General features: G+C 39.2%; 6 protein-coding genes. All 6 read left to right on the top strand.

The features are described from left to right. The first annotated feature begins 86 nt into the window (after nucleotides 1-86). The 6 genes from ACEYKX_RS07680 to ACEYKX_RS07655 all read left to right on the top strand — a co-directional run bounded on the left by ACEYKX_RS07680 (nucleotide 87) and on the right by ACEYKX_RS07655 (nucleotide 8,456). On the top strand, nucleotides 87-1,889 hold the full coding sequence (locus tag ACEYKX_RS07680) for a site-specific DNA-methyltransferase (protein WP_373767166.1): 1,803 nt from the start codon (nucleotides 87-89) through the stop codon (nucleotides 1,887-1,889). A 9-nt stretch (nucleotides 1,890-1,898) separates the two neighbouring features. After that, the gene (locus tag ACEYKX_RS07675) at nucleotides 1,899-4,562 is read left to right on the top strand and encodes a DEAD/DEAH box helicase family protein (protein ID WP_373767167.1); all 2,664 of its coding nucleotides are present in this window, start codon (nucleotides 1,899-1,901) and stop codon (nucleotides 4,560-4,562) included. A gap of 84 nt (nucleotides 4,563-4,646) precedes the next feature. Next, nucleotides 4,647-5,012, top strand: a complete 366-nt coding sequence (locus ACEYKX_RS07670) for a hypothetical protein (protein WP_373767168.1) — start codon at nucleotides 4,647-4,649, stop codon at nucleotides 5,010-5,012. Nucleotides 5,013-5,527: 515 nt separating this feature from the next. Next, the gene (locus ACEYKX_RS07665; protein WP_373780696.1) at nucleotides 5,528-6,103 is read left to right on the top strand and encodes a restriction endonuclease subunit S; all 576 of its coding nucleotides are present in this window, start codon (nucleotides 5,528-5,530) and stop codon (nucleotides 6,101-6,103) included. Nucleotides 6,104-6,113: 10 nt separating this feature from the next. Further along, the gene (gene dinD / locus ACEYKX_RS07660; protein WP_373767170.1) at nucleotides 6,114-6,941 is read left to right on the top strand and encodes a DNA damage-inducible protein D; all 828 of its coding nucleotides are present in this window, start codon (nucleotides 6,114-6,116) and stop codon (nucleotides 6,939-6,941) included. Nucleotides 6,942-6,944: 3 nt separating this feature from the next. Next, on the top strand, nucleotides 6,945-8,456 hold the full coding sequence (locus ACEYKX_RS07655; protein WP_373780695.1) for a type I restriction-modification system subunit M: 1,512 nt from the start codon (nucleotides 6,945-6,947) through the stop codon (nucleotides 8,454-8,456). Nucleotides 8,457-8,468: the final 12 nt, after the last annotated feature.

Below are 8,468 nucleotides of genomic sequence, written 5' to 3'. Positions count from 1 at the left end.
CCGAAATTTTTTGTGAAAACGAAATTGACTTTGAGAAGTTCAAACAGCTTTTCTCAAATGAAATCACCACCGGCACCGACCGCTATATGCTCAATTGGGCGGGTAAATCGGCAGCCTATCAAACCTTACAAACCCCAACCTTTAAAACGCTCACGCCTTGTGTCGAAGAGAGTATAGATTTTGAGCATACCCAAAATGTGTTTATCGAGGGTGAAAACCTTGATGTGTTAAAGGTGTTGCAAAAATCCTATTTTAATTCCGTCAAAATGATTTATATCGATCCGCCTTATAACACGGGTAATGATTTTATCTATAAGGATAATTTTGCCGAAAGCAAAGCCGAATACGCTGAAAGAGTGGGCGATTTGGACGCAGACGGCAATCTCAAACGTGCTTTTGTGCGTAACAGTAAGGAAAACGGGCATTATCACAGTAACTGGCTGAATATGATGTTGCCCCGTTTGCACCTTGCCAAAAATTTGCTGACCGATGACGGCGTAATTTTTATCTCCATTGATGATAATGAACAGGCACAACTGAAATTGTTGTGTGATGAAGTGTTTGGGGAGGAGAATTTTGTTGAATGTTTTTCGTGGGTAAAAACATCAACACCACCTAGCTTATCAACAAAATCAAGAAAAACTAACGAATATATATTATGTTATGAAAAACATAAAGATGGTATTAAGTATATTGGAGAAATGCAAGATGATGGAGATGAACCGTTATTAAATTCTGGAAATAAGGAAAGGGAGCTTATATTTCCAGCTAATTCATTAACTATCAAATTTTTGGACAATGGAATATTAAAAGCAGGGAAATACGATAGAGTTACTTTATTAAATGATCTTCAAATACAAGACAATAAACCAACATCTGAAATAAGAATATTGGGAGAGTTCAAGTGGACCCAAGACACTCTAAATGATGAGATATCCAAAGGAACAGTATTTATTGCCAAAACTGATAAATTATCCATTCGATTTCAGAGATTAGAAAAAGGCACGAAGAGACCAACTAATTTTATAAAAGATAATATTATCACTCCTGTTATTGATAAAAAAAATCAAAATATTGAAACTAATGAAGGGGCAACAAAAGAACTAAAAAAACTCTTTGGTGTTGATATTTTTGATTACGCAAAACCTACTAGCTTAATTCAATATTTAATTAATTTTAAAGTTGAAAACAATGATTTAATACTAGACTTTTTTAGCGGAAGTGGAACTACAGCACATGCAATCATGCAGTTAAATGCAAAAGATGATGGTCGTAGACGCTTTATTTGTGTGCAACTACCTGAGAACTTAGATGAAGCTATAAAAAACGCCTCACCTGACAATAAGAAAACCTTACAAAATGCTATTGAATTTTTAGAAAAAAATCAAAAACCACATTTAATATCAGAAATAACCAAAGAACGTATCCGCCGTGCCGGTAAACACATTTTGCAAAATAATGCCGAAAATCAACCGCTTGTCTCTTCGTTAGATACCGGATTTAAAGTGTTTAAACTCACGGAAAGCCATTTTAAACAATGGCAATCGCCTACGGCAGAAAATTTAGCCGATCAGTTGGAAATGTTTATCGATCCTGTAAGCGAGCAAACGGATACGCAAGCGGTGCTTTATGAGATTTTATTGCGTTTGGGTTTAAAACTGACAGTGAAAGTGCGGTCGGAAAATCAGGTGTTTTGGGTAGAAGATGAAAACGGACACACTTTTGCCTTAATGCTGACGGAAATCAATGATGAGATGATTGAAAAAGTGATTGCCAAACAGCCGAAAAAAGTCGTTACCCTAGACCGTTTATTCAACGGCAATGACGCGCAAAAGAAAAACACCGAATTGCAAATGCACGATGCGGATATTGCGTTTTTTGTGATTTAAGGGGACAAAATGAAACTCCAATTTGAAACCTTAGATTACCAACTGCAAGCAGTGAATGCAGCGATAAATTTGTTTATCGGGCAGCCGAATGCGGCTAGTGAATTTGCGTTAAGATCGCAAAATGATTTGCGTTTTATCCCGAATTTACCGTTGCAAATCAGCGATGAGCAATTACAGCAAAATTTAACTAATCAGCAAAATTTAGCTAATCAGCAAAACAGTCAAAAAATCGACCGCACTTTGCTTAGCGAAAACGGTAAAAACTTTACCGTGGAGATGGAAACGGGAACGGGTAAAACCTATGTTTATTTACGCACGATTTTTGAGCTCAACAAACAATACGGCTGGCAAAAATTTGTGATTGTGGTGCCGAGTGTTGCCATTCGTGAAGGGGTGTTGCATACCCTTGACATCACGCAAACACATTTTAACAATGTATTTGATAAGCCAAGCGTTAGCCCGAAGTTTGAATATAAAAGCAATCAGCTTTCCCGTTTGAAAGCCTTTGCGAGCAGCAATCATATTGAGATTTTGGTGATGAATATTGATGCTTTTGCCAAAGACAGCAATGTGATTAATACCATCAACGAAAGCGGCGAAGCACCAATCAGTTATATTCAAAAAGCCAATCCGATTGTGATTATTGATGAACCGCAAAATATGGAAACGGATATTCGCCGCAATGCGATTGAGAGCTTAAATCCGCTGTTTACCTTGCGTTATTCGGCAACCCATAAAAATGCTTATAACCCGATTTTCAGTTTAAACCCTGTGCAAGCCTATGAGCTAGGCTTGGTAAAACAGATCGAAGTGGACAGTGTAGTGACGGAAAATGAGGTAAATGGCGTTTATCTTGCGTTAAAAGAGCTCAAAACTGCGGCGAAAAGTTGGGCGGCAAAAATTGAGTTATTATTTAACGATAGCAAAGCAATGAAGAAAAAAGTCGTTACTGTGAAACCTAATCAGGATTTGTACGACCTTTCCAATCAAAACGAAATGTATCGTTCCGGTTTTATTTTGAGCGGAATGGATGCGGAAAGTCAAATGGTGGCATTTTCTAACGGCACACAGATTTTTCAAGGCGTTGATCATTCACAGCTAAAAGACGATTTGCAAAAAATGCAAATTCGCCGAACCATTGCTGAACATTTGCAAAAAGAGAAGAGATTACGACCGCTTGGAGTGAAAGTTTTATCGCTATTTTTTATTGATAAAGTAGATAACTACCGCTCATCTGCAGAAAAACCTTCAGGGGGCAAATTTGCCCAATGGTTTGAAGAAATTTATCGTGAATTAGCGAAGGAAGAACCGAACGGCGTACACAACGGCTATTTTTCGCAAGATAAAAAAGGCGTGGCGAAAGATACCAACGGTACCACGCAAGCGGATAATGATACTTATCAGCTGATTATGCGTGATAAAGAAAAATTACTCTCTTTGGATAATCCGCTGCGTTTTATTTTTTCACATTCCGCTTTGCGAGAAGGTTGGGATAATCCGAATGTGTTTCAAATTTGCACCTTAAACGACACGGCAAGCGAAATGAAAAAACGCCAAGAAATCGGGCGTGGCTTGCGACTGCCGGTTAATCAGCACGGGCAGCGTATTTATGATCGCGCTCAAAGTACGCTCACCGTGATTGCCAATGAAAGTTATGAACAATTTGCGACAGCGTTACAACGTGAAATCGAAGAAGATTGTGGCGTGAAATTTGAGAAAAGCCATATTAAAAAACGGGAAGATAAACGAGAAGTGCGTTATCGTAAAGATTTCAGTTTACACCCTGATTTTGTGGCAATTTGGGAACGGATTAAGCAGCAAACCACTTATCGAGTAAATTTCAGTAATGATGAACTGATTAAAAGTGCGGTGGAAAAAATCCGCAAAATGCCGGCCATTGAAGCGACCAAAATTAAGCACGCTAAAGCGAAATTGATTATTGATGAAAGCGGTATTGCGACCGATTATCGTGCGGCAGGCGAAACAATCGTTCATTCTCAATGGGCAATTCCTGATTTGCTGAATGAATTGCAAAAGAAAACGGGACTTACCCGAATAACGCTTTGCAAAATTTTGCAACAATCCGACCGCTTGCAAGAGGTGTTTCGTAATCCGCAACGCTTTATAGATTTGGTGGCGGAAAAAATCAATGCGGTATTGCAACTTATTATGGCAGACGGCATAGAGTATCGAAAAATTGCCGGGAAAAGTTATGAAATGACGTTGTTCAAGGATTTTGAGTTTTATGCCAACCCATATACTTTCGCCGTAAACGATAAAACGAAAACCATTTATGAAGCGTGTATTTCACTGGACTCCACCACTGAATATACCTTTGCTAAACATTGTGAAAGTAGTGAAAACATTGAATTTTATTTTAAATTGCCTGAACGTTTCAAAATCCCCACTCCGTTGGGTAATTACAATCCTGACTGGGCGGTGGTGTTTAAAGGCGAAAATAAAATCTATTTTGTTGCCGAAACTAAAAATACCGGCAAAGGTATTCAAAGTGGCGTAGATGAAGATAAATTACGTGAAAACGAGCAACTGAAAATTGCCTATGCCCGTAAGAATTTCCATTATTTACGCTTGGATTATCCGGATTTGGATTATCGGGTAGTGGAAAAAGTCGAGGAATTATCGGGACAGTATATCAATGATCTGCATCATTGATGAACTGATTACGACAAAACGGGTCTTAGCTGCGGTGACGATCAGCGTCACGTTATTTCCAATAAATCAATAAAGGTAGTCAACATGAAAATGTTATCGAAAGCGGCGTTACTCGTCGCAACGTTAGGGTTCTTTACCTCGTCGGCTTTTGCGGCGTCCATTCCAAGTGAAATTTATCGCCCGCACGGTGAATTAGTCAAAGCGGACAGACAAGGAAACGGAGAATATGAAGTCGAATATCGCTTAAAAGGCAATGATGTCCGCGGCTTAGCCAAAACCGTGATTGCCCATGCCAAGCAACACGGTTTCCGTGTGATAGAATCCGATATCGAACGTCACGATGCCGATTTAAAATTTAAACGCGGCGATCAAGAACTTGATGTGCAAATTGAAGTAAAAAATAACAATCGTATTGAATACAAAGCCGATTTAGACTTAGATAAAAACTAATTTTGCATTTTTCAGCCCAAAAGTAACCGCTTGTAGAACACAAGCGGTTGTTTTTTTGAGGCATCTATATAATCCATCTGCCATTTGCCACCACCTATCACAACTGACACAATACACCGTGTTAAAACGCCATCTCTATTGTACAAGGGATATGGGGTTTACAAACATTCCGGCAAACCGGATTTTGAAGTGTATTCCGGAACGGATATTCATAATGAACAGTATAAAATGGAATTATGGATCCCCGTCGAAAAAGACTAATCAAGGTTTTCCCCTGTAAATAAAAAGTGCGGTAGGATTTCAGCGAGTTTTTGCTTTTGCAAAATGATCCTGAAATCTTACCGCTCTTCACTTTTACTATCTCGACTTCTTCTGCGGTTCCAAATTTCTATTTTCTTCTGTTACTGAATCACTTTAAGTTGTAATAACTTTGGTGCAAGATATCACTTGATTTACATACTCTTCCGTTTATAATTTAAACACAAATTTTGTTGTAAGCGCAATGGAGTATAAAAATGCAAACATTAGGTGATGTTGCAAATATCCAAACAGGTTTTTTGTTCCGAGCAAAAGTGCCTGAAGATCCGAACGGCAATGTGGTTGTAGTGCAAATGAAAGATTGTTCATTTTTTGATGGTATTGCTTGGGATAACTGTGTTCGTACAAAGCTGGATAAAGTGAAAGAAAGTGATTGGCTCAAAAAGGGAGATATTTTGCTTGCCACAAGAGGCAACAATTATCAGCCGATTTTTGTTGAGTTTTCCCGGCAAAATTTACCCGCGGTTGCGTCCCCCCATTTTTTTGTCATTCGCCCTAAAAATGCGGAAATCTTACCTGAATATCTGCAATGGTGGCTGAATTTGAAACAAAGCCAAAAGTATCTTATTCAAAATCTTGAAGGCTCGATTACCAAAAGTTTACGTCTTCCTGTCTTGGCAGAATTGTCGATAAAAATACCCTCTTTAGCAAAACAAAACGTTATCGTACAAATGACAAAAACACTCGATCAGGAGCGAAAAACCTTGCAAAAACTCATTGAAAATAATGAGAAGTTGATGAATGCCTTAGCCCAAGAGTTAATTTCACCCTAGGAGAAGAACAATGAACGAATTAACCCAAACCTTTGAAAGTATTAAACACATTGATGATCAAGGAAATGAATTTTGGTCAGCACGAGAGTTATATTTATTACTAGACTATTCTGAATGGCGAAATTTTACAAAGGTCATTGATAAAGCAATGAAAGCGTGTGAAAGCAGTCATATCAAGGTCTCTTCCCATTTTGTTGAAGCCAACAAAATGGTTCAATTAGGTGTCGGTACTCAACGCCAAGTCAGTGATTTTTTGTTCTCTCGCTACGCCTGCTACCTTATCGTACAAAACGGCGATCCGTCTAAACCTGTTATTGCAGCTGGTCAAACCTATTTTGCCGTGCAAACACGCCGTCAAGAATTGGCTGATGAAGAACAATTTAAACAACTTCAAGAAGATCAAAAGCGTCTATATTTGCGTAATGAATTGAAAGAACATAATAAACAACTAGTTGAAACAGCACAAAAAGCAGGCGTTGAAAGCAACTTGGACTTTGCTATTTTCCAAAATCACGGCTACAAAGGGCTTTATGGTGGATTAGATAATAAAGCTATTCATGCTCGCAAAGGGTTACAGAAAAATGAAAAAATTTTAGATCATATGGGTTCAACGGAGCTTGCCGCTAACCTATTCCGAGCCACGCAAACGGAAGAAAAACTACGTAGAGATAATATTCAAACGAAACAGGAAGCCAACCAAACCCATTTTGATGTAGGTAAAAAAGTTCGTCAAACTATTCAAGAACTTGGTGGTACAATGCCCGAAGATTTACCGAAACCAGACAAAAGCATTAAAACCCTTGAAAATCATCAGAAAAAACTCACCAATAAGGAATAACCGATGTCCATTAACCAAGACGATATTAACAAAGCCCTGTGGTCTGCTTGCGATACCTTTCGTGGCACGATAAGCCCGGATACTTATAAAGATTTCATCTTAACGATGCTGTTTTTGAAATACATTTCAGACGTATGGCAAGACCATTATCAACAATATCAAGCGGAATACGGTGATGTGCCTGAATTGATTGAAGAAATGATGAAACAGGAGCGATTTGTATTGCCACCGCACGCTAATTTTTACCGCTTGTATGAGCAGCGGTTTGAAGCAGGTAATGGTGAACGTATCGATCAGGCGTTGCACGCCATTGAAGAAGCCAACGGCACCAAACTCAAAGATGCAGGCAAGAGCGTTTTCCAAGATATTTCCTTTAACACTGATAAACTAGGCGAAGAAAAGCAGAAAAACACCATTTTGCGTGAGCTGTTGGAAGATTTCGCTAAACCTGAATTAGATTTGAAACCAAGCAAAGTCGGCACACTGGATATTATTGGCAATGCTTACGAATATTTAATTAAAAACTTTGCTGCAAGCGGTGGGCAAAAGGCGGGTGAATTTTATACGCCGCCTGAAGTATCGGATTTAATTGCCGAACTGCTCGATCCGCAAATGGGCGACAGCATTTGCGATCCTGCTTGTGGTTCCGGTTCGCTATTGATGAAGTGCGGTCAAAAAGTGGTGAAAAATCATCAAAGCAAAAATTATGCCTTATACGGACAAGAAGCGATTGGCTCAACGTGGTCGTTGGCAAAAATGAATATGTTTTTGCACAGTGAAGATAACCATCGCATCGAATGGGGCGATACCATTCGCAATCCGAAATTATTGGATAGCAACGGCGAATTGATTACCTTTGATATTGTTACAGCCAATCCACCGTTTTCATTGGATAAATGGGGTTATGACGAGGTTAGCCAAGATCGTTTTCAACGTTTTGAGCGTGGTTTGCCGCCGAAAACAAAAGGTGATTATGCGTTTATCTCACATATGATTAAAACGCTCAAAGAGAAAACGGGCAGAATGGGCGTGGTTGTGCCGCACGGTGTGCTATTCCGTGGGGCTGCCGAGGGCAAGATTCGCCAAAAATTGATTGATGAAAACCTACTAGATGCCGTGATCGGCTTGCCTGAAAAACTGTTCTATGGCACGGGTATTCCTGCGGCAATTCTGATTTTCCGTAAAAACAAAACGGACGACACTGTACTGTTTATTGACGCCAGTAACGAGTTTAAGCCGGGTAAAAATCAAAATACGCTTACTGCGGAAAACATCGAAAAAATCGTCCGCACTTACCGCACACGACAAGCGGTGGAAAAATACGCCTTTATTGCCACTCTCGCCGATATTCAACAAAACGATTACAACCTGAATATCCCACGTTATGTAGATACCTTTGAAGAAGAACAGCTGATCGACTTGCACCAAGTTCGCACCGAAAGAATGCAGTTAAAACAACAGTTGGCGGAGTTGGAAACTAAAATGGAAGGATATTTGAGAGAGTTGGGGTATTGATGGAATAAACAT

Source organism: Glaesserella sp. (assembly GCF_041817755.1).
Classification (GTDB): Bacteria; Pseudomonadota; Gammaproteobacteria; order Enterobacterales; family Pasteurellaceae; genus Glaesserella.
Note: the sequence above shows the minus strand (reverse complement) of the source record. Positions and strands in the feature narration are given on the sequence as shown.